Genomic DNA, 21,096 nt, shown 5'->3' on the forward strand with positions numbered 1-21,096 from the left:
TTTCCAAATGCACGTCATAGAGGGCGAGCGACCGGTCAATGACATTAGAACAGTCGCACCACGTCCCTCGCCGTCACCATCACAATCAGCGCCAAAAGAATTGCAAAGCCGGTCGCATTCGCAATCATCTCAAACCGCGGAGAAAGGCGTGAACCTTTGATTTTTTCAAATACCAGAAACAGCAACCGCCCGCCGTCCAAGGCAGGGAACGGCATAATGTTTAACACTGCGAGGTTTAGTGAAATCGCGCCGATAAGCTGAAACAGAAACGCGAGTCCCAACGATCCGGTTTGTTGGGCAACGGAAAAAATGCCGACGGGCCCGACAAATCCTTCAAGCAACTTGCCCTGCGTGAACAACGACACGAGGATGCTCCACAGCCCCACAACAACCGACGCCATCATAATTGCCGACTGCACAAATCCTTCGCGGAGCGCGGCAAATAGCGGCAACGGCGCCGCTCCCGCCTCGGCAACAACGACGCCCAACACTCCTCCGCCACCGTTCGCCGGTTTTGGTGCCGCGCTAACTGCGATACGCCGCCCCTCGCGCACAATGTTTAACACGATGACTTCCTCAACATGCGCGCGGATGTAACTCGTGAAGGCGCTCCCTTCCGTAAAGCCGGTAATAAAATCTCCCGCAAGAAGTCCTGCTTCAGCGGCGCCAGAATCAGGCAGCACGCGGTCAACGAGCAACCCCCGCGGCGTACCGATAAAAAGCACTGCGGAAACAATCAGCCAACCGAGCACGACATTCATCGCAACTCCGGCCGCAATCACAACCAAGCGTTTCCACGCCGGCTGGGCAATAAAACTCCGCGCGTCATTCATGTCAGCCGTACCTGCCGTCTCGCCGTGCAAGCGCACAAATCCGCCAAGCGGCAAGAGATTGACGCTGTACATGGTCTCTCCTTTTATTTTTCCGAACAGCCGCGGCGGAAACCCAATGCCGAACTCATCTACGCGCACGCCGAACGCCTTTGCGCAAATAAAATGCCCGAACTCATGGGCGAGAATGAGCAATGCGATGCCGAGGATAGTTAAGAAAATAATCATGGCTCAAGATTTATTAGCTTCGTTAGCTTTTTAGCTTCATTAGAGGAAAGCCTGTTGCCTAACGAAGCTAACCATCTAATGAAGCTGACCGCCTATTCCTGAATCTCCTTCACCTTCGCCGCCAAATGCTCCTCAATGCTTTTATTCGCCTTATCCACCGCCTCCTGCGCTTTCTTTCTCAGCGCAAACTTTTCATTTTCCGAAATCGCTTTTTCCTTTTCGGCGCGCTCTATTTTTTTCATCTCCTCGTCGCGCGCTCCGCGGATGCTGATGCGATGTTCTTCACAAACTTTTTTCGCGAGCTTTTCTATTTCAGATCTTCGTTCGCCGGTCATCGCAGGCAGCGTGACCCGCACAATTGTTCCCTGCACCGCGACTGAAAGTCCCAAGTTCGCCGCCTCAATGCCTTTCGCAATTGCCGCGAGTGAATGCTGATCCCACGCGTTGACCAACAAGTCGCGCGGCGGAGCGATGGTGATGGACCCGAGCTGCTTCACCGACATGTGCGCGTCCATATACTCCACCGCGACATCTTCGATCATTTTCGGCGACGGACGATTGGTGCGCAACCCCGAAAGTTCATTCTTCAAATTCTCCCCGATACGTTTTAATTTTTCCTCAAAATCTTTGATGTCCATATATATGGATAGTAACGGATGATCGCCCGCGGCGCAATTTCAAAAATCCGCTATACTAAAAACAGTGATTGTTTGTAAGGAGTACTGCTGTGTTTGATTTGCCGTATGCAGCACCGACGCTCTGGCCGAAATTCGAGCATATGCTCGGCTCTTACACGCCGGCAGAAATGATCCAAGCCTGCCTCTGCCACACAGGCCTTGGCGCGTGGATCGCGGTGTTCGTCACCGTCGCCACCATCGTCATGCTCCGCTGGGCGTGGAAGCGCGCCGCACCGGTCGAGACGGTGATCGCGCTGACCGAGGAGGGGCGAACGCGCGAGTACTACGCGCAGTGCGTCAAACACGTCGCGATAATGGCGCTACTTGGCGGCCTCGCAGGAAACGCCGTGGATATTGACCACATCATCGCCAAACTCCTCTTCCCTTGGTATACCTGCGGAAGACTCTTGCACACGGCGGGGTTTCACATCGGCGCGTTCTTCCTCGTCGTTATCTACGCTCGGCTCGCGGCTTTCGTTATGGGAGGCGTGCTTGCGCACTTCCGCTGGTCGCCGATCGCAAGCATCGGCGACGGAATCATCGGCCTTGCGGCGCATGGATGGGACATAAAGGATCCACGATTCCTGTGGAAATTCACCACGTACTACACGTGGCGCACCGTCGCTGCGTGGGTAGTCGTGACACACGTCTTAGAGGACTACGCATGGAACTTGTTCTAGCGACTCGCGAGAGCCCGGTCTGCCTCGGCAGCCGGGCTCTTCACTTTTTAGAATCAAAGGGCGTGAAACGCCTACATTATCATCACTTCACCACCTCCCTAATACGACGCAGGAAGCGTAGGCGTGCTTTCGAGCGAGCATGTTGGAGCGATACTATACACGACTGATACATTCCGCCGCGCTATTCTTTTTCGTAACCTAAGTGCAGCCGAGTCAGAAAACCGTGAGTGAAGGGCGGATTTTTTGACCATGCACGAATGAGACGGAAAATCCTCCCGCCTGCGGGCGGGAGGAGGAACGCGAGCCTCGTTCGTGCATTCAAAAAATCAACCGCAGCGAACGGGCTTTCTCGAGGCGGAGCGGGTAAGAAAAAGAATGGAGCGGCGGAATGAGCCGGACCCGTGAACAATACTATGCAGGGCTTTCGCGAGGTGGATTCACGCATCCAACAACGTCTCCAACTGCAACTTCCTGTTCGTATTAAAATCCTGCATCTTCGCCCACCTCTCCGTCAGCCGCCCCATGAGCCGCACATGTTTCACCGGATCCTTGCGGCACTCTATCAACACATGCCGCACGAAATGCGCGAGTAGCTGTTCGACGCGCGAAAGCTCCTCGGCTTCCAGCACATCCGCAATAATAACTCTCCGCTCCGCGACAGCGCCCGCAACAAATTTCTTTGCCAACTGCGCCGCTGTTTTTTCGGCGCCCGAAAGCTCCTCCTCTCCCTCGCTCCCCACATATATTTTTTGGAAACGCGAAGCAAGTGGCGCCACAATTACCCTCGGGTCAAGCGCACTCATCAAAATTAGTCCGTGCTCCGGCGGCTCCTCAACGGTTTTCAAAAACGCGTGCTGCGCCTCGGTAGACAGCGCATCCGCGCCATTCACAAAAACCGTTTTCCGCGCCGCGCGCAGCGGTTTTTGCCACAAAAAAGTAATTGCCTCCCGCACACTTCCGATGCTGATAGTTCCGCCGTCACCGGCCCCAAATTCACGGCTATCAATACACAAGCCATCGCACGAGGTCTTTCCGCATTCAAGGAGCGCGATAATCGCGCGGCAGACATTAGCAATCGCGGTCGGCGATTCGCCCCAAAAAAGATACGCGTGGCCCAACCGCCCTTCCGCAATATGGACCTTAAAATCGCTTATTAAGGAGTGTGCGCTTGTAGACATCAAGGTGGTTCAAAATAAGTCCGGCGCCTTTGGCAACGCAGAATAACGGCTCCTCCGCGATATACGTTTCCACTCCGGTCATACGCTTAAAGAAGTCATCGATGCCACGCAAATGTCCGCCGCCGCCCGAAACGAGAATACCCTGCTCCATAATATCCGCCACAAGTTCCGGTGGAGTGCTATTAAACACATTCTGCACCGTAGTTGCGATTTCGATAAGCAACGGATTCAAACTTTCGGCGATTTCATTGGAATTCAGCACGATGTCGCGCGGCAATCCGTACACCAAGTCACGGCCGCGAATCTGATATTCCAATTTTTCCTTTGACGGCAGCGCCGCCCCGATTTGAATTTTCACCGCCTCCGCGGTTTGCTCACCGATGGAAAGCGAATACTTGCGTTTCACGTAATCAATGATGGCCTGGTCAAACTTATTTCCCGCGACTTTTAAGCTCGCCCACGACACAATGCCGCCGAGTGAAATCACCGCGACCTCGGAGGTACCACCGCCGATGTTGATAATCATATTGCCGGAGTGATGATTGATGGTGATACCCGCGCCTAAGGCGGCCAAAATCGGCTCTTTCACAATATAGACTTCTTTCGCTCCGGCCTCACGTCCGGCGTTGATCACCGCGCGACGCTCAACCGAAGACACGCCCGCGGGAACGGAAAGCACGACTTCCGGTTTGACGATATTAAATGAGCCTGTTGCTTTCGCGATAAAATACTTGAGCATCGCGCGCGTAATGTAGTAGTCGGCAATGACGCCGTCTTTCATCGGACGGTACGCGACAATATCATCCGGCGTGCGGCCAATCATATCTTTTGCTTCGCGGCCAACGGCAAGCACGGTATTATCCGGCACGCTCATCGCGACGATCGTCGGCTCATTGATGACAAACCCTTTGCCCGGCACAAACACGATGGTGTTCACCGTGCCGAGGTCAATACCTATTTTCCGTGTAAACATAGTTCAATAAAACAATAAAGCAATAAAGCAATAAAGCAAAGCGTTCGTTACCGTTCTATCCTTTGGTCCAGTCCACGTATTTCCGCCCAAAGCATCGCGCCAATTTCATCCGCAATGACAGCGCCGCGTTCGTAGTCTTTAGCAGAAATGTACTTTTCAACAAAAGCAAAATGAAGAAGGTACCGGGATTCTTTGAAAGAACCGAATGCTATTTCAAGAAAATTCAGACGTACGAGAGGTTTCCGCCGGGCATATCCCTCAATATAATTTAAAACAACAGAAAGGGTGGCACGCCGAAACTGCGACGTAACACCGAAAAGCTCTTCTCTAGGAAAGTTTTTTGTAATTGCGTAAACAAGGTGAGTATAGTCATCCATTTTACCTTTAAGTTTTTCCTGAAAATCATTCATCGTCTTGCATGATTGTTTTTGTATTTTTGTTTCGTTGTTTTGATGCTCTGATGCTTTATTGCTTCGTTGTTTTATTGCTTTTATGCCTTCCGCACAATGTCCGCGCCAAGCAGCCGCAACCTTTCCTCAATCCGTTCATACCCGCGGTCAATTTCTTCAATGCCGGAAATAACCGACTCGCCCGTGGCGGTCAATGCCGCGATGATGTGCGCGATGCCGCTCCGCAAATCACGCACCGTAACATTCGCCCCGTGAAGCGGCGTCGGCCCGTTGATCACCGCGCTGTGATTAAAACCTTTGCCATTAAACCGGCACGTCAGTTCACCGAGACACTTGGAAAAAACAGTGATGTACGCGCCCATGGCATTCAAGTCCGCGGTGTAACCAAAACGATCGTCATACACGGTTTCATGAATAATTGAGGCACCCATCGCCTGCGTCAAAAGCACCGCGAACGGCTGCTGCCAATCGGTCATAAATCCCGGGTGCGGATCGGTTTCAATTTCGGCGGCTTTAAGTTCGCTGGAGCGCCAAAAACGGATGCCACCATCTTTCACTTCATATTCCCCGCCGACCCTGCGCAACGTACTTAAAAATGTACTCAGGTGATCTTGCACCGCTCCGCGCACGAACACGTCACCATCGGTCGCAACCGCAAGGCACGCGAACGACACCGCTTCGTTCCGATCCGGAATCACGGCGTGAGTAACGCCGCGGAGTTTTTTGACGCCGTCAATATGAAACGCGCGATTGGCGCCAAGTTCAATGATGGCTCCCATTTTTTGGAGCATCTTCACCAGCTCCTTCACCTCCGGCTCACGCGCGGCATTATAAATGCTCGTTCTCCCCTCGGCCAGCACCGCCGCTAATATGATGTTCTCCGTCGCGCCGACCGATGGATAGCGCAGCCGGATTTTTGTCCCATGCAAACCGCCTTTCGCCGTAGCAACATAACGCTCCCCCGCAATTTCAATTGAGGCACCCATCGCGCGAAGCGCCTCAAGGTGAATATCCACCGGCCGCGCGCCGATTTTATCTCCCCCTAAAAACGGGATCTCGGCCTCGCCAACGCGCGCAAGCAAAGGACCAAGCGCAAGTATCGGAATGCGATTTTTTCTTGAAAGCGAGCCGACGCGAGAGTTTTTAATCTCCGGCGTTTTAATGCGAAGCGTTTTTCCTTCACGCACAATTTCGCTTCCGATCATGCGACAAAGCTCTTCGGTAATCTCAAGCTCACCGATGTCCGGCACATTGGAAAACACGCATTCCTCGTCGGTAAGAAGCGACGCGATGAGCACTTTGCTCGCGCCGTTTTTCGCGCCCGAAAGCGCAATTTCTCCTTTCAATTTTTTCCCGCCGTGGATGATGAATTGCATAGCAACGCAATAAAGCAACAAAGCAATAAAACAATGAATCAAGGCTCCCACTCTTGCTTTCTTGCTTCTTTGTTTTTTTGCTTTTTTAGTTTACGTGGTCATTCGCCGTTCTCCGCCTCCAGCATACAACGCAAAGGTAAAAAATACCACCCCAGCAATTGTTCTTTTTATTCAACCTCTTTATAATAAAGTCAGCATTGAACTTATAGGAGACGCTCGCATGAGCAAGACGAAAGTCCCGTTCCTTGTCCAGTCGGGCCCGGTGAGAAAAATGATTCTCGCGAGTACAAAGACCGCGACGATTCGCGTTGGCGACCGTGCGTGTTTGGCGGGCGATGAGCTCGTGCTCTACTGCCACATCGAGCCATGGGTGGTCATGGCGGATGTCGTGAGCGTCCGCCGCTGCAAGCTCTCCGAAGTGACTCCGCAGGAGTTCAAGGATGAAGGGTATGACGACCCCGCGACCGCGATGGACCAATACATCGCGAACCTCAAGCCGTACCATTCCGGCGTCTGCCCGGACTCCATCGTCACCGTCATCTACTTCACGAACGTCCGCGGCAAGCTCGTGGACGAATGCAAGGCGGCAGCAGAAGAGAAGAACCTCTGCTCAGAATGTAGGTCGAACGGTCGCAGCTACGAAACCGCCTTTACCCTGGGCGTACGCGATGGCAAGGTCTACTGCAAGAAGTGCGGCGCCTACGTGCGCATATCCGACCCCTAGCCCTCACGCCAGAATCCCAGCCCCATATCGAGGAAAGCTCGGTATGGGGTCTGTCTTTTAATAAAACCTTTGTAAATGCTGAGTTTTTCATTGCTATTGACAGAACTCAAAATATCTGCTATATTGCTATAAGCACTGACTGAACTGGTGTAGCGCAGTCTGCGAATCAAGAGTCAACACGTATGAAGGAGGACTGGTCATGAAGCACTCCGCTTCGTTGAAGAACGCTGTCGAGATTGCCAGGATCATCACCATCGGACAGCGCAAGCTGGGCATGACTGCCGTCAAGGATTTGTCGCTGTTCGCGATGCTACCGCTGCTCACCCTCAAGGAGAACGTGAGCGACATCAACACGCTGGATCCCAGGATCAACGAGATCCTGCTCTTCGGTTCTGTCGCGCGGGGCGAGGGCGAAGTCGGCGACATCGACCTCATGGTTTTCGACGGCGGCTTCTACAGCAACTTCTTCCTGTCACGGGGCGAAGACGAAAAGAAGGATGCGTACGGCTGCCTCCGCGGGAACCTCGAACTGCTGTTGACCGGATGGTTCGACCTCAACGCCGACGATCCGGATGTCGTGACCGCACTCAAGCATCCGGTGGATCTCCACGTCCTGCCGATCAGCATTCTCACGAGCCGTGCGAAGCGCGGGGAGGTCGGACGGATGCACAAGGATCCCAAGTTCTTCCAGCACGCCTTCGCGCACGTCCTGCGATACGACGAGCGGACGAACGCTTTCGTCCGGATCGACATCGCAGATCTCGAGAAGAAGTACAAGCGTGATCTCTCGGATCTGCGTAGCTAGCGCACGCGAGAGGGAGCGAGCCGATACCCGTCGGCTCGCTCCCCTCCTCAATTAAGTCCCTAACTCCGTTGGTGGCTTTGAGAGGAAACAAATCGCTTGCTCATATCAAAAAGTTTGGTTATAGTACAAAATATCATGACCGTTGTCACAGAAAAAAGATTGCTACGAGAAATGAGTATATTGAAACGCGATGTTGCGGCACTCAAAACCGTTATTTTAGCGCAAACAAAAGATCCCGAGGGTGAGTATCGCGCAAGTTTCGTGAAAGAGGTATTGAAAGCCGCGAAAGGGAAAGCGCGCCATGTCTACGACCCAAAAACCTTCCTGAAATTGATTTCGTAGGGCACGGATTTTCCGCGAATGTATACACTTCTTCTGAGAGATAGCTTTGTCGCATCGGCAAAGCGGCTTGATATAAAGACGAAAGTACGGCTCAACGCCAAACTGCGTGAGCTCACCAGCGACCCTTTTCACCCGACGCTACACACAAAACCGCTGCATGGAAAGTTTGCCGACTTCCACTCGTTCCGCATCGGCCGCGACCACAGAGTCATTTTTCAATTTTTGTCGAACACTACCATTGCGCTCATCGATGTCGCACGCAGGGATAAGGTCTATCAATAAGCTGCGCTTGCATTCTTTTGACGGCTTTGCTACAGTATAAATAACGTTAAGTCCTCCTCGTATCTTTGACCTGCAAATGGCACGTTTCTTCCTGACTTCTCTGCGCCAATAAATGGGACAAATTCCCGGTTGTTTCTATTAAGTTTGTAGAATTGCCGAGGTGGCGAAATGGCAGACGCACTGGCTTCAGGTGCCAGCGATCGCAAGGTCATGGGGGTTCGACTCCCCCCCTCGGCACAGAGTTACTCACAAATTAACAAATGCGCAGGAAAAAATAATTAACCAACGTCAAACAGGTCGGGAGTCGAACGGGAAAGGGGTCGGGGAAACGGGAGTTTCCCCGTGGCGGAAATACTAAAACCGATGGGTTTTAGAGCGCAGCGAAGCGAGCAGTGAGATTCCCCCCCCTCGGCACAACAATAAAAAACATTACAAACTTATTCGCATTATTAAAATTAAATTCGCATTATTCGCGATTACTCCATGATCAGAAACCCAAACCAAATTAAACGTCAGCAGTCCAAATTCTCCGGTGTCGTCCGGGCGCACGATTTTCACACGCATCGCGCCGCGGCGGCAAAAATCGCGCCGGTCGCGGGCGCCGAAGACGTCCTTCGCATCGCGCCACTCGGCGGCCTTGAAGAAATCGGCCGCAACTCCATGTTCCTTGAGTACAAAAACGAAATCGTCATCATTGACATGGGTATTCAATTTCCGGAAGAAGCAACTCCGGGCATTGACTACATTTTGCCGAACGTCTCGTATCTGGAAAAAAAGAAACAAAACATCAAAGCCGTCATCATCACGCACGGTCACTATGACCACATCGGCGCCATCCCCTACCTGATGGATAAGCTCGGCAATCCGCCGATCTACACGACCGCGCTCACAAAAGAAATCATCTCGAAGCGCCAAGAGGAGTTTCCGAACGCGCCACGGCTGCGCTTTGTCATCGTGAAAGGTGAAGACAAAACCGTCATCTCGCGCTACTTCTCCGCGGAATTTTTCGGCGTGGATCACACCATTCCGGACACCACCGGCGTACTCTTGAAAACTCCGGCGGGGAATATCGCGAACTGCGCGGACTTCCGCATCAACTACGACGCCGTGGGCGGACCGCTTTCACTCGGCGAGTTTGAACGCATCGGAAAACTGGGCGTGGACGTCCTCATGTTGGACAGTACCAACGCCGACGAAGAAGGCCGCTCCGTTTCCGAACGCGAAGTGGAAAAGAATATTGAGAAGTTGTTTAAGAGCACACAAGGCCGCATCATCCTCGCGACATTTTCCTCCATGCTTACCCGCATCGCGGAAATCTTAAAAATCGCCGAGAAAGTCGGTCGCCATGTGGCGATCAGCGGCTTCTCTATGAAGTCCAACATCCAAATCGCCCAAAATCTAGGCTACATCAAAGTGAAGAAAGGGCTTATCATTCCGCTTGAAGAAATACACAAGCACAAAGATGACAAAATTCTCGTACTCTCTACCGGCGCGCAGGGCGAGTCCAACGCCTCGCTCATGAAAATTGTGACGGGCGAAAACCGCTTCGTGCGCATCAAGCCGGGCGACATGGTGATTTTCTCCTCATCCGTCATTCCGGGAAACGAACGGAGCGTCCAAACCCTGAAGGACAACCTCTCACGGCAGGGCGCGAAAGTGTTCACGTCAAAAATCATGGACATCCATTCTTCCGGACACGCGCCGCAGGAAGAACTGAAGGACGTCATCCGCGCGATGAAGCCGAAATATCTCATGCCGATTCACGGCTACTATTATATGCGCTCGGTTTCGGCCGAGTTGGGACAAAGCGTGGGACTCAAAAAAGAGCAGACCATCGTCATTGATAACGGCGAAGTGTTGGAGCTCGGTAAAAAAGGATTGCGCGTTTCAGGAGAACGCGTGGACACCTTCTACGTGATGGTGGACGGGCTCGGCGTCGGCGACGTGGAAGAAGTGGTGCTCCGCGACCGGAAAATCCTGTCACAGGAAGGCATGGTCGTCATCATCATGACGATGGCGAAAGAAGGCAACCGGATGGTCAAAAATCCGGACATCATTTCGCGCGGCTTCATCTACCTTAAAGAAAATCAGACAATGCTTGAAGAAATCCGGAAGCGCTTGCGCAACATCACGAGCCGCATCCCCTCCGACCACGCCATTGACCCGGAATACCTGAAGGGCATGATCCGCGACCAGATCGGCCAATACCTCTACACCAAAACCAAGCGCCGCCCGATGGTGCTGCCGGTGATTATTGAAATCTAGGTTGTCATTGCGAGCGAAGCGTGGCAATCTTACAATAACGTTATGACCAAGCCCATCTTAATCTCCGGGATTCAGCCGAGCGGAAAACTCCACCTCGGAAATTACCTCGGCGCCCTCAAGAACTTCGTTGAGCTGCAAGCCTCCGGCAAATACAACTGCTTATTCTTTATTGCCGACCTGCACTCACTCACAGAAACCTACGATCCGGAGATGAAACCCGAACAGATTCTTGACCTCGCGGCGAGCTATCTTGCGTTGGGCATAGACCCTAGAAAATCAACGGTCTTTGTCCAATCGCAGGTGCCACAGTCAACCGAGCTTGCGTGGATTTTGGGAACACTCACGCCGTTCGGCGAATTGCGCCGGATGACACAATTCAAGGACAAGGCGGAATCACAGGAAGAAAACGTGAACGTCGGCCTCTTCACCTACCCCGTGCTGATGGCGGCGGATATTTTGCTCTACAACGCCGCATTCGTCCCCGTGGGCGAAGACCAACTCCAGCACTTGGAACTCACGCGCACCCTGGCACGGAAATTCAACAGCCGCTATGGCGAAACATTTATGGAACCAAAACCGCTCATGACTTCTGTCCCCCGCTTGATGAGCTTGAGTGACCCGACAAAGAAAATGTCCAAGTCACAGCCGGACGGCTGCCTTTTCATTGACGATGAACCTGCGACAATTGAAGTAAAACTGAAGCGCGCAGTGACAGACTCCGGAAGCGAGGTGAAGTATGACGAGCAAAACAAACCGGGTGTTTCAAATCTCTTGCGCATCATGAACGCGCTCTCGGGAAAATCCGTTCCCGAGCTTGTTAAGGCGTTCGCCGGAGAAAACTACAGTGAATTCAAACACGCGCTTGCCGATCTTGTCAGCGACCACTTCGTGGCGTACCGCAAAAAGTACGCAGCACTCATCAAGAACCCTGCGCCGATAAAACGCGCCCTCGCCGCCGGCCAGAAGAAAGCCGCGAAACTCGCCACCACGAAACTCGCTGAAGTGAAAAAGAAAATCGGCCTCGTTTAGTTCCTGAGCTTGTCGAAGGACTACCTTATCCCAAGCCGCGCTTGACACACGCGAGCCGGCTTTGTTAAAGTTTTTTTACGTGGGGTTGGTAAGGAGGAAAGCGAAAAGCGACTCCCTGGAGCGAGCAGCACTTCGGTGCAAGCCAGCGAACGGGATCAACCTAAAACCCCATGTCATCCGGAAACGGGTGTAGTGGGGGGACGGAGGGACTCGCAATGCAGCGCAAGCTGCGAGGAGTTACAAAGCTCGATGGTTGGGAGGTAGCGAACCCAATCTGTACAGCCTCCTCTTGCATGCTCCCAAGTAGGACCAAATTACTCCACCCAGCTTCTGGCGCAAGTCGGGAACGGACGGAGCGTACGGTCCGAATCCGGGCGATCTCTCTGCGATAAGAACATTCCTTTAAGGTCCCGCAGGACTGGAGAGGGATTTCTGCAAAGTTATCGTCCAAGGCTAAGCCGAGCCAACCCCACTTTTTCCCGCGATCAAGGAGCAGTCCGACATTCGGCTGCTCCTTTGTCATTTTCAACGCACAACAACCAGATCGCCGCCCCCTTATTCGCTCATTCGCGCGCCTGCCCGCCTCTGGAGGGAATGAGCGAATAAGTAACGAAACGGCTTGCAAACGCCGCTCGCATCCTCTACCGTAGAATGCAGTGGAGTTATGTGTTTTTGTCCTTCGGGACAGAAAGAGGATGCCGTGAAGAAGTCGGATTGGGTTCTCCTCGTCGCTGGAATCGCATTTCTTGCGCTACTGATTCCGCCTCTGGTCAGACAAACAAATGCGACTCGGGAAAAGGTGCAAGCCTACGACGCACTGATGGCGCAGGCGTCCAGCGGAGCTCCTCCCGACGCGATACTTGCCGTGGCATACGAAGAGCTGAACCGCGGCATGACCGAAGACCAAGTGCGGAAAGCTGTAGAGAAGCGCATCAAGAGCTGGGTGGTGAGCAGCAGCCGCACGAAACCGCCCGACAACGTAGAGGCTGAAGTGCGGCTCATATGGCGCCGATACGGGGAACACGCGCAGAAGAACCATTCCTGTGAAGAACTCAACGTCGATCTCGGTGCCGACGGATTGGTAACACCAGGGGGCGTTATCTACGTTGGCAATTACACGCTCAACGGAAAGAGTAAGCCCCAACTCTGGAAACAGAAGTAGTCCTGCGCGCACGATCGTAACAAGGAGCCCCGCCCTGCGGGACTCCTTTGTCATTTTCAGCGCGCATCCCTTATGCTGGTGTTCTTGAGAACACCAGCATAAGGGATGCATCCTCACTATGTACAAACACACCGCGTTCGTATATAATATAAAGCGTTCGTGTAGGTTTTTGTTGGTTCCCTGTTGAGGAGGACTCGCATGAGTCGCACCCTGTACCTCGTCGCGATGTGCGCCTTGGCGCTCGTCGTGGTGGCCCAGTTTGTGATGGCCGACGAGGAGACCGCGACCTGCAAGACCAAGGTCGTGCCGAGCACGTCGTACGTCCCGCCCGAGAACGGGGTGACGAATCTCTACGGAGCAATGACGCCCAACGGCACCTCTCCCGACATGACGAAGGAGGAGCTCATTGCGCTCGCGGAGAAGAACTTCGCGGGCGAGCCGGAGAAAACATCTCGCGTCATGGACGACGGCGCCCATGAGTACTGGACGTACATCTGGAACGCGAAGGGACGGGAAGACGAATGCCACGTCACACTCGTCGTGACGCTCGTGAAGGACAAGGACGAGGTGTACAAGGTGCGCGGCACCATGTACACGGCACAAGGGAACAAGCAGGGCCACTCGGTGAGCGACGGGCTACCCGTCCCGCCCGCGAAGGATGGTGAGTCGAAGATGAACGAACCCGAGAACCCGTGTCATCAGGCCTTCGCCGACATCAAGCTCGGCATGACCGCGGACGAGCTGGACGCGCTCTACCAGAAGTACGTTCTGGAGGGCGGCCATCACCCGATCATGGCAAGCACCGAGAAGAAAGTCTGGAAAGGAAGGTGCGGCAACGACAAGGAGAGCGGTGAGGTCTGGGAGACACACTGGCAGGAATGTGGCGAGCTCAGGCCGTTCCCCTACGGTCCCCCAATCTGGATGGCGGACCTCACGGTTCACCTCTGGGATGGTAAGGTCGTGGACGCCACCTACAAGCCGATGCAGGTGCGCGTGGAAATGAAGGATGAGCACTGGAAGTAGCGGCAACGCATACAGCCCGGGAGGTTATGAACCTCCCGGGCTGTTCACTTTTTTACAACAGCAAGACGTCTTGTTAAAGCCGCGTAGGGATGCTACAGTGTAGCCAGCTTGTGACAGGAAATTCGAACGTCTTTTGTAGGAGGCACGAGATGCGCAAGTACCAATGGACACTGGTTCTCCTCGTGGTCGGCAGCATGGCGGCGTCCATGCTCTGGCTGCAAAGACCGACGCTGAAACCCCCGCACTCCCCAGCCGCCGACGCAGCCGCAATGATGCCGGCGCACAACGGCGAGCAATCTCATGCACCGCAGGTCACGCCGACGACTGCATCAACGCTTCAGTTGCCAACGGAAGCGCACCAGAAATCAGCGACAAAAGACGCAGGAAGTCAGGAGGTTCAGCAACTGCGCCAGGAAATCACCCGACTCAAGGAGCAAATCGCGCCAGTGCCGGCGCTTCCCAACACGAGATACGGAGATGCTCTCAGCAAGATGCGTCGGGGCATGAGCCAGGATGAGGTACTCGACATCGCAAGCGCTTGCAACCTTAAAAACCCAGACGCATCCACCACCTGGATCAACGATGACAGAAAAAAGGGCGATTGCAGGCAACTCCGTTGGCAACTCACATGGCGGTGCAATTACAACTGCGGCAAAACCGAGAAGTACCTCCCCTGCGACGCGGACGAGAGCCAAAAAGCGCACTGGGACATATACATGTGCCTCGAATTCATCAACGGAAGGCTGGAGGATGGGTACTGCTCGTACGGTTACGAAGTCAAACGGGACAATCTCCCCGGAGACTCGACGCTAACCGATTCCGAAAGCAAGTAACAGACGCAAACGACAGCCCGAGGGGTTCCATACCTCCCGGGCTGTTCACTTTTTCACCGGCTTTTGTTACTATAGTTACAGTTCGCAAATTCGTAGTCCACTTTTTTAAGGAGTCCGTCGTGAAACAGCGCACAGGAGTGATAGCGGTGGCAGGACTTGTCATCCTCATCACTATGGTCATCCTGACCTTCCCGAAGTTCAAACGGGACGTGGAGAGTCTCGGTGAGCCACAACGGAAAATTCAGCAGGAGCTCGCGGAACTGAAAAAGCTGGTCGCGCCCGAACCGCCGCACTGCGTGTTCGATGATGTCCCTGCGAAGCTCCAGAAGGGTATGACCGAAGACGAAGCGCTCGCGGCAGTCAAGTCCTGCAACGTCCCAGGAAAGCCGAAGCAGGACTTCTCCCGCGACGAGGTGAACCCCTTGACGGGAGAGAACATCCGCAGCAGAGAGATCCTCTATGGAATGTACATCATCAGCGGACGGAACGACTGGATGATGGAGCTTGGCCTCTACTTCGCCGACGGCAAACTCTACGACGTGGCCCGCAGGAGTTGGCGCAGCATGGAATGGAAGCGGACCCATTGGCAACCGGAGATTCCGAAGAACAAGTGATGCACGCAACAGCCCGAGAGGTATGGAACCTCTCGGGCTGTTCACTTTTTTACAAGCTCTGTTACGATAGTTATAGTTCGCAATTTGCGACCTCTCTCCAAACGGAGGACTGACCATGAAAGAGTTTCAGAAGGTCGCTGTGCCGCAGGGACCCCTTTTAGCGCTGGCTTTCGGCACGGTGATGTTCGCCATTGGAGTCATCGCCGACATCGCGCAAGAACGATACGCGAGAAAACAAAGCACGAGCAAGCAAAACGCTCAACCGCAGATGACATCCCCGACCGATGAGGCGAAGCTGCCGATCACAGACGCTCCGAAAGAGCCGAGTCCCAAGACGGACGAGCGGGATGAGGCAAAGCCGCCACAAAACGTCCTCGGCGACATCTTTGCGGACTTGCGAAGCGGCATGCCCTCCGCAGAACTCGACGCAGTTATCGCGAAGCATACGCTTGGCCCCGATAACTTGAGATTCTACGTCAAAAAAGAGCATCGCCCCGCCGAGGAAGGCCTCCCGAATGGAGTGGATGTCGAGACGAGATTATGGCAATGGTGCCAAGACGAAGGATATCTGCTACGACTAGGCCACGACGACGACTACAGCTGGGTCACAACGCTCAGCGTAACGCTCTACAACAACACGGTCGCTCACTACATCTACAGATGGCACCGCGAAGTCGATTACGGTTGCACCACGGAGTAGTGCTGTCGAAGCACAAACAGCCCGCAGGCATTTCGCCTCGGGCTGTTCACGTTTTCACCCGCACCCCACACTTTGCGCCACGCTTCTCCTCCACTAATCGCACACAACTGCTTCCTAACTTCACGATCGTGAAGTTAGGAAGCAGTTTATGCACGCAAAACGAAATCCAGCATCTATACAAACTCAAATCACTTGCCGCAATGTACCGCTCTTGCTGATTTCGAAAATCTCAACGAGCCGAAGAAGGCCAAGTTTTTCAAGCTCGCCGATGAATGACTCGGGTAACAGCACCTTCCCCACCCAAACGCTCTTCTGTAACATGATAAATCCCAACGTACGCAGCACATCGCGCAGCCAATCGCGTTTCCGACGTTCGCGTTCCGGAATATCAAAAACGACAATGTTCAGACGAGGGGCTGCTTTGACCACCGCGGAATCAGCTAAACGTTGCTTCGCGGTACGAAATTGAAGCGCCACCTTACGTTGTAGCCCTTTTTCTGTTGTATGCCACCGCGTATGCGCTTGTGATACGTCGCTTACAATGAGTCCCTGTTGCCGCAATTTACAGACGGCATTATAGATCTGACGGCGCGAGAAATCTTTCACGGCGCGCATTTCACGCTCCGCGACACGCTTCCCGAGCTCGCGCCGCATGCGGCCATATGAGGCACCATAACCAGCGGACAAAAAGGCGCCGGCAAAATCACCGATGCCTCCGACAAATCCGGTGATACTCTCTAAAATTTTTAACGTGATATCCCCGTTCATTGTTTTTCATCCTACCACAACTGCTTCCTAACTTCACGATCGTGAAGTTAGGAAGCAGTTCCAAAATAAAAACTCATAGGAGAGCATGGCGCTCACTGCGCCTCCACAACGCTCGATCTCAGTTTCGCAACGATTTCTTTGCGGACATTAGCGGGAACTTCCTGCATACGATCTCTATTATAGTGCTGGCCGAATTCCGGGTCGGTAAACCGCGTACGGGAAATCTCAACGGTATGGTTATAGCGCGGACGCGCGTGCCAGTGGACATGCGGGTTAGGAATCGCCGCGCGGAAAGAGTCGTTCATCATGCACGTCCAGTTAAACATAGTGGCGTCGAATGATTTCTTCGCCGCCGCTTCAAACTTTTTCACGATGCTTCCGAAATCCGCAACCTCCTCCGCGGTTACGTCCGACAAACTCGCCGCGTGACGCTTTAACGCCACAATACTCCGCCCGACGTATGATTGCTCTGTTGCCAACCACACCATCCAAAACGGCGTTTCAAAAATAAGATTTTCATCTTTCGCGGAAAACTGACAGAATTTGCATTCGTTGTTTGCCATAAATGTATTCCTTCGACAGGCTCAGGAAATAATTTTATTATGCGCTGAGCTTGTCGAAGCGCTACCTTTTACTTCTTCCGTATCCCCAGCCATACCTCATTTTCTTCGACTTTAGTTGAAATCTCGGCATCAAACTTTTCGCTCTTCTTAAATTCAACTTCCGACAAGCTGGTTTCGTTTTTGAAATCCTTAAGGCGCGCCTCAATAACGGCCTTAAGCGCCGGCGGAAACATTACCGAAAGAATGGCGCGCTCGCCCGGCTTGTAGTCCGCTGTCTGACGCAACTCCTGCACCATGCGCACGAGCTCACGGAAAAGTCCCTCATTGCGCAACTCCGGCGTAATTTTTGTATCAAGCTCCACGTCCCCCGCCATGCTTGAATCAATAACAATTTCTTTCACGTTCACCTCATCTTTGAGAATATCCAGAAGTTCGCTTGCTTTCTTGCTTTCTTGCTTTATTGCTTTATTGATTCTGAGCGCCGCCAGCGGTTGCCGCACCTTAATCCCCGCCTCCGCCCGTTTTGCCAAACCGATACTCGCGAGCTTACGTACCTCCTCCATCGCGGCAACAAGCGCGTCGTCCGAAAGTTTTGCATCCGTCTCCGGCCAATCCGTGAGATGAACCGAGCTTTGTTTTTTTGCTTTATTGCTTTCTTGATTCATTGAAGCATACAGCGCCTCCCCAAAAAACGGCGTAAATGGCGCGATAAGCTTAGAGAGGGTACCGAGCACCTCGCGCAGCGTAGCGGAGGCGGCTTCATAGTCGCCTTTTTCCGGACGTTGAAATCTGCGCCGCGAACGCCGGATGTACCACCGCGAAAGATCGTCAACAAACAATTCAATCGCCCGCGCCGCCTCGTTCATTTCATAGGAGTCAAGTTTTGCGGTCACGACACCGATAAGCGACTGGAGCTTCGCCAAAATCCAGCGATCTAGCACATTAACAGATGACAATTGACCTTCGACAATTGACTTAGCCCCATACGTGTCTAAAAATACGAACGAGTTATATAAAATCGCGAAAAATCGCCGGTAGGTTTTCAATAAGTCATTCTCATCGTACCGCTTCGGCTCACCCGCGGGATTCACGGTATAGAAATACCAACGCACAACATCCGCACCGTATTTCTGAATCATCGCCATCGGTTCCACGACGTTGCCTTTGGATTTGGACATTTTGAGCCCGTTTTTATCCAGCACGTGTCCCAGCGAAACCACATTTTTATAGGGCGCGCCGCGTCCCAAAAGCACCGACACGGCAAGGAGCGTGTAAAACCAGCCACGCGTCTGGTCAATTCCTTCAGTAATGTAATCCGCCGGAAACAGCGTGCCGTTGTCCACTTCTTTTTTATGCTCAAACGGATAATGCCACTGCGCATAGGGCATCGCTCCCGAGTCAAACCACACATCCGCCACTTCTTTCACTCTTGTCATGCGCGATTTGCACTTCGCACAACGCAAATACAGCTCGTCCACATACGGCCGGTGCACATCAAGATTCCCCGCCGCGTCATATGGATAGTTACGCAACACAAGCGACCGATAATTGCCGGGTTGGATGTAGTCAAGCGCTAAGACTTCCTCATCAGAGAGTCCGTTCAGTTTTCCTTCAAGTACCCACAACGGATCACCGTGGCTTACCACCACAATACGCTTACCTACATACTTCGCATTCAACTCCCGCAAAAATGCGAGCATGCGCGCTTGTACCTCGTGGAGATTTTCACCTCCTTCGGGCGTTTGTGTAAATTCCAATACCGATCTCCCACCAAAAATCGCCCGATACTCCTCAACGGTTTTGCCGTTATAGACGCCGGTATTTATTTCACCGAGACGATCATCGTAGATGACAGGAATCTTGCCGAGCGTAGCTAAAAGCACCTGCACCGTTTGCCTAGTACGGTGATAGGGCGAGGCAACAATAAGGTCAATTTTTTCTTTCTTTAATTTCTTCGCGACACCTTCAACGTCCGCAATACCGCGCTTCGTAAGCTCTGATTTCTTTTCTATTTTAGTACCTGAAGCAATCCACCCTTCTACGTTATGCGTCGCCTCGCCATGCCGCACGGCAAAAAATGTATTTCTATTAAATGCGAATTCATCCAAGTCGGCAAACGAAGAAATCACGCGCGTTGCGTCGCATTTTTCGCACTCCCAGATCGGCAAGGGAGTCCCCCAATACCGCTCGCGCGAAATCGCCCAATCTTTCACCTCGCGGATCCACTCGCCAAAACGCCCTTCCTTCAAATGCGCCGGCACCCAATTGATTTCTTTATTCGCCGCGAGAAGTTTTGCGCGCATCTTGCTCATCTCAATAAACCAGGAGGTCCGCGCGAAGTAGATCAAAGGGCTTGAACAGCGCCAGCAAAACGGATAGTCGTGCTCCACGCTCCCCTCGGAATACATAAGACCACGCGACACTAAGTCCACGACGATGTCTTTGTCGGCCGATTTAATAAACCGCCCGCTGCCCGGAAGGTTGCCCAGTACCATACCGCGCTCGTCAATGGTGCGCGGGATTTCATCGGTGGTCAGTTTCCACGTTTCGGAAATAAGCCGATAGTCATCTTCGCCGAACGCCGGGGCAATGTGCACCAATCCCGTTCCCTCGCCGGTTTGCACGAAATCGGCAGAAAGAACGGCATAAAATTGCTTTGTTGCTTTGTTGCTTTGTTGCTTTATCGGATAGAGCCCTTCATACCGAAGTCCCACCAACTTTTTCCCCAAAAGCTGTTCCACGGCCTCCGGTACCATGCCATTGACCGTCGGCGGCGCGTTGTACGACCAAAGATATTCATCACCGACTTTATATTTGGTGTAGGTCAGTTTCGGATTGACTGCCACCGCGACATTCGACGGCAGTGTCCACGGAGTGGTGGTCCATACTAATAGAAATTCTTTATTCGCTGAGCTTGTCGAAGCGCTACCTTTATTTCTGATTTTAAACTTCACATACACCGACGGATCCTTCGTCAGCTTATATGCTTGCGCAAGCTCGTGGCTGGAAAGCGAAGTTTGACACCGCGGGCACCACGGCACAACTTTGTACAACTTCTTCAATAAACCTTTTTTCGCAATCTGCGCCATCACCCACCAAAGCGATTCCACAAAATCATTCGCGTAGGTAATATACGGATGCTCGGAATCAATCCAAAAACCGATACGGTCACTGAACCGCTCCCATTCATTTTTATATTTCCAGATTGACTCCTTTGCCCGCGCGTTAAACGCCGCGATACCAAACGTTTCAATCTCTTGTTTGTTTTTTAATCCAAGCGCTTTTTCCACCTCAATCTCAACGGGAAGACCATGCGTGTCCCACCCCGCGCGCCGAGGAACATAAAACCCGCGCATGGTTTTGTAGCGCAGAATAATATCCTTAAACGTCCGCGTTTCCGCGTGCCCGATGTGCGGCAAACCATTCGCCGTCGGCGGTCCTTCAAAAAACACGAAGTGTTTTTTACCCTGCCTGCCCGCCGAAGCCTTGGCGGAGGCGGGAGCCTGTCGAAGGGCTACCGATTTTTTGAAAATCTCATTCTCCGCCCAAAACTTAAGGACTTTCTCTTCCAACTCGGGCAGATTGAATTGCTTGAGACCTCTTAGCATACTCTCTATCGTATACGGAAAATCTC

The 21,096-nt window shown here is 52.9% G+C and carries 20 protein-coding genes and 1 tRNA gene; 12 read left to right on the forward strand and 9 right to left on the reverse strand.

The window, feature by feature from the left end; all coding sequences use genetic code 11:
- Positions 1–44 precede the first annotated feature (44 nt).
- Complete coding sequence (locus Q7R85_00905; protein MDO8584665.1) at positions 45–1,058, reverse strand: M50 family metallopeptidase; 1,014 nt, start codon at positions 1,056–1,058, stop codon at positions 45–47.
- Between the two features lie 92 nt (positions 1,059–1,150).
- Entirely contained in the window at positions 1,151–1,696 is a 546-nt protein-coding gene (locus tag Q7R85_00910) for a ribosome-recycling factor (GenBank protein MDO8584666.1), read from the reverse strand.
- Positions 1,697–1,836: 140 nt separating this feature from the next.
- Between Q7R85_00910 and Q7R85_00915 the strand changes: the two genes are divergently transcribed.
- Positions 1,837–2,415, forward strand: coding sequence for a hypothetical protein (locus Q7R85_00915; GenBank protein ID MDO8584667.1), 579 nt, complete (start codon positions 1,837–1,839; stop codon positions 2,413–2,415).
- Positions 2,416–2,852: 437 nt separating this feature from the next.
- Here the strand turns inward: Q7R85_00915 and Q7R85_00920 are convergent, their stop codons facing one another.
- The 4 genes from Q7R85_00920 to murA form a co-directional block, all read right to left on the reverse strand.
- Positions 2,853–3,593 (reverse strand): hypothetical protein, encoded by a 741-nt coding sequence (locus tag Q7R85_00920; protein MDO8584668.1) that lies wholly within the window; start codon positions 3,591–3,593, stop codon positions 2,853–2,855.
- Positions 3,556–4,566 (reverse strand): rod shape-determining protein, encoded by a 1,011-nt coding sequence (locus Q7R85_00925; protein MDO8584669.1) that lies wholly within the window; start codon positions 4,564–4,566, stop codon positions 3,556–3,558. Before Q7R85_00925 ends, Q7R85_00920 begins: the two co-directional genes overlap by 38 nt.
- A gap of 47 nt (positions 4,567–4,613) precedes the next feature.
- On the reverse strand, positions 4,614–4,976 hold the full coding sequence (locus Q7R85_00930) for a four helix bundle protein (GenBank protein ID MDO8584670.1): 363 nt from the start codon (positions 4,974–4,976) through the stop codon (positions 4,614–4,616).
- Positions 4,977–5,056: 80 nt separating this feature from the next.
- A complete protein-coding gene (murA, locus tag Q7R85_00935) occupies positions 5,057–6,352 on the reverse strand; it encodes a UDP-N-acetylglucosamine 1-carboxyvinyltransferase (protein MDO8584671.1) in 1,296 nt (431 codons plus the stop codon).
- A gap of 220 nt (positions 6,353–6,572) precedes the next feature.
- On the opposite strand from murA, the gene Q7R85_00940 reads away from it, so the two are divergent.
- The 11 genes from Q7R85_00940 (at position 6,573) to Q7R85_00990 (ending at position 16,131) form a co-directional block, all read left to right on the forward strand.
- Positions 6,573–7,076, forward strand: coding sequence for an ASCH domain-containing protein (locus tag Q7R85_00940; GenBank protein ID MDO8584672.1), 504 nt, complete (start codon positions 6,573–6,575; stop codon positions 7,074–7,076).
- A gap of 199 nt (positions 7,077–7,275) precedes the next feature.
- Positions 7,276–7,881: a nucleotidyltransferase domain-containing protein gene (locus Q7R85_00945; GenBank protein ID MDO8584673.1), complete on the forward strand. Its 606-nt coding sequence runs from the start codon at positions 7,276–7,278 to the stop codon at positions 7,879–7,881.
- Positions 7,882–8,016: 135 nt separating this feature from the next.
- Positions 8,017–8,223 (forward strand): hypothetical protein, encoded by a 207-nt coding sequence (locus tag Q7R85_00950; protein ID MDO8584674.1) that lies wholly within the window; start codon positions 8,017–8,019, stop codon positions 8,221–8,223.
- 436 nt (positions 8,224–8,659) lie between these two features.
- Positions 8,660–8,742: transfer RNA gene (locus Q7R85_00955), tRNA-Leu, on the forward strand.
- 246 nt (positions 8,743–8,988) lie between these two features.
- The gene (locus Q7R85_00960) at positions 8,989–10,770 is read left to right on the forward strand and encodes a ribonuclease J (protein MDO8584675.1); all 1,782 of its coding nucleotides are present in this window, start codon (positions 8,989–8,991) and stop codon (positions 10,768–10,770) included.
- A 42-nt stretch (positions 10,771–10,812) separates the two neighbouring features.
- Complete coding sequence (gene trpS, locus Q7R85_00965) at positions 10,813–11,799, forward strand: tryptophan--tRNA ligase (protein ID MDO8584676.1); 987 nt, start codon at positions 10,813–10,815, stop codon at positions 11,797–11,799.
- A 664-nt stretch (positions 11,800–12,463) separates the two neighbouring features.
- Positions 12,464–12,961: a hypothetical protein gene (locus tag Q7R85_00970; GenBank protein ID MDO8584677.1), complete on the forward strand. Its 498-nt coding sequence runs from the start codon at positions 12,464–12,466 to the stop codon at positions 12,959–12,961.
- 198 nt (positions 12,962–13,159) lie between these two features.
- Positions 13,160–13,984: a hypothetical protein gene (locus Q7R85_00975; protein ID MDO8584678.1), complete on the forward strand. Its 825-nt coding sequence runs from the start codon at positions 13,160–13,162 to the stop codon at positions 13,982–13,984.
- Between the two features lie 110 nt (positions 13,985–14,094).
- Positions 14,095–14,817, forward strand: a complete 723-nt coding sequence (locus tag Q7R85_00980) for a hypothetical protein (GenBank protein ID MDO8584679.1) — start codon at positions 14,095–14,097, stop codon at positions 14,815–14,817.
- A 146-nt stretch (positions 14,818–14,963) separates the two neighbouring features.
- A complete protein-coding gene (locus tag Q7R85_00985) occupies positions 14,964–15,431 on the forward strand; it encodes a hypothetical protein (GenBank protein MDO8584680.1) in 468 nt (155 codons plus the stop codon).
- 115 nt (positions 15,432–15,546) lie between these two features.
- Entirely contained in the window at positions 15,547–16,131 is a 585-nt protein-coding gene (locus Q7R85_00990) for a hypothetical protein (GenBank protein ID MDO8584681.1), read from the forward strand.
- Between the two features lie 183 nt (positions 16,132–16,314).
- Here the strand turns inward: Q7R85_00990 and cas2 are convergent, their stop codons facing one another.
- The 3 genes from cas2 to Q7R85_01005 all read right to left on the reverse strand — a co-directional run bounded on the left by cas2 (position 16,315) and on the right by Q7R85_01005 (position 21,070).
- A complete protein-coding gene (cas2, locus tag Q7R85_00995; GenBank protein MDO8584682.1) occupies positions 16,315–16,899 on the reverse strand; it encodes a CRISPR-associated endonuclease Cas2 in 585 nt (194 codons plus the stop codon).
- A 92-nt stretch (positions 16,900–16,991) separates the two neighbouring features.
- Positions 16,992–17,462 carry an HIT family protein gene (locus tag Q7R85_01000; protein MDO8584683.1) on the reverse strand — a complete coding sequence of 157 codons (471 nt, stop codon included), beginning with the start codon at positions 17,460–17,462 and terminating at the stop codon, positions 16,992–16,994.
- A gap of 68 nt (positions 17,463–17,530) precedes the next feature.
- Entirely contained in the window at positions 17,531–21,070 is a 3,540-nt protein-coding gene (locus Q7R85_01005) for a class I tRNA ligase family protein (GenBank protein ID MDO8584684.1), read from the reverse strand.
- Between the last annotated feature and the right edge of the window lie 26 nt (positions 21,071–21,096).

The organism is bacterium, from assembly GCA_030649055.1.
In the GTDB taxonomy this organism is placed as follows: Bacteria; Patescibacteriota; Minisyncoccia; order UBA6257; family JAUSGH01; genus JAUSGH01.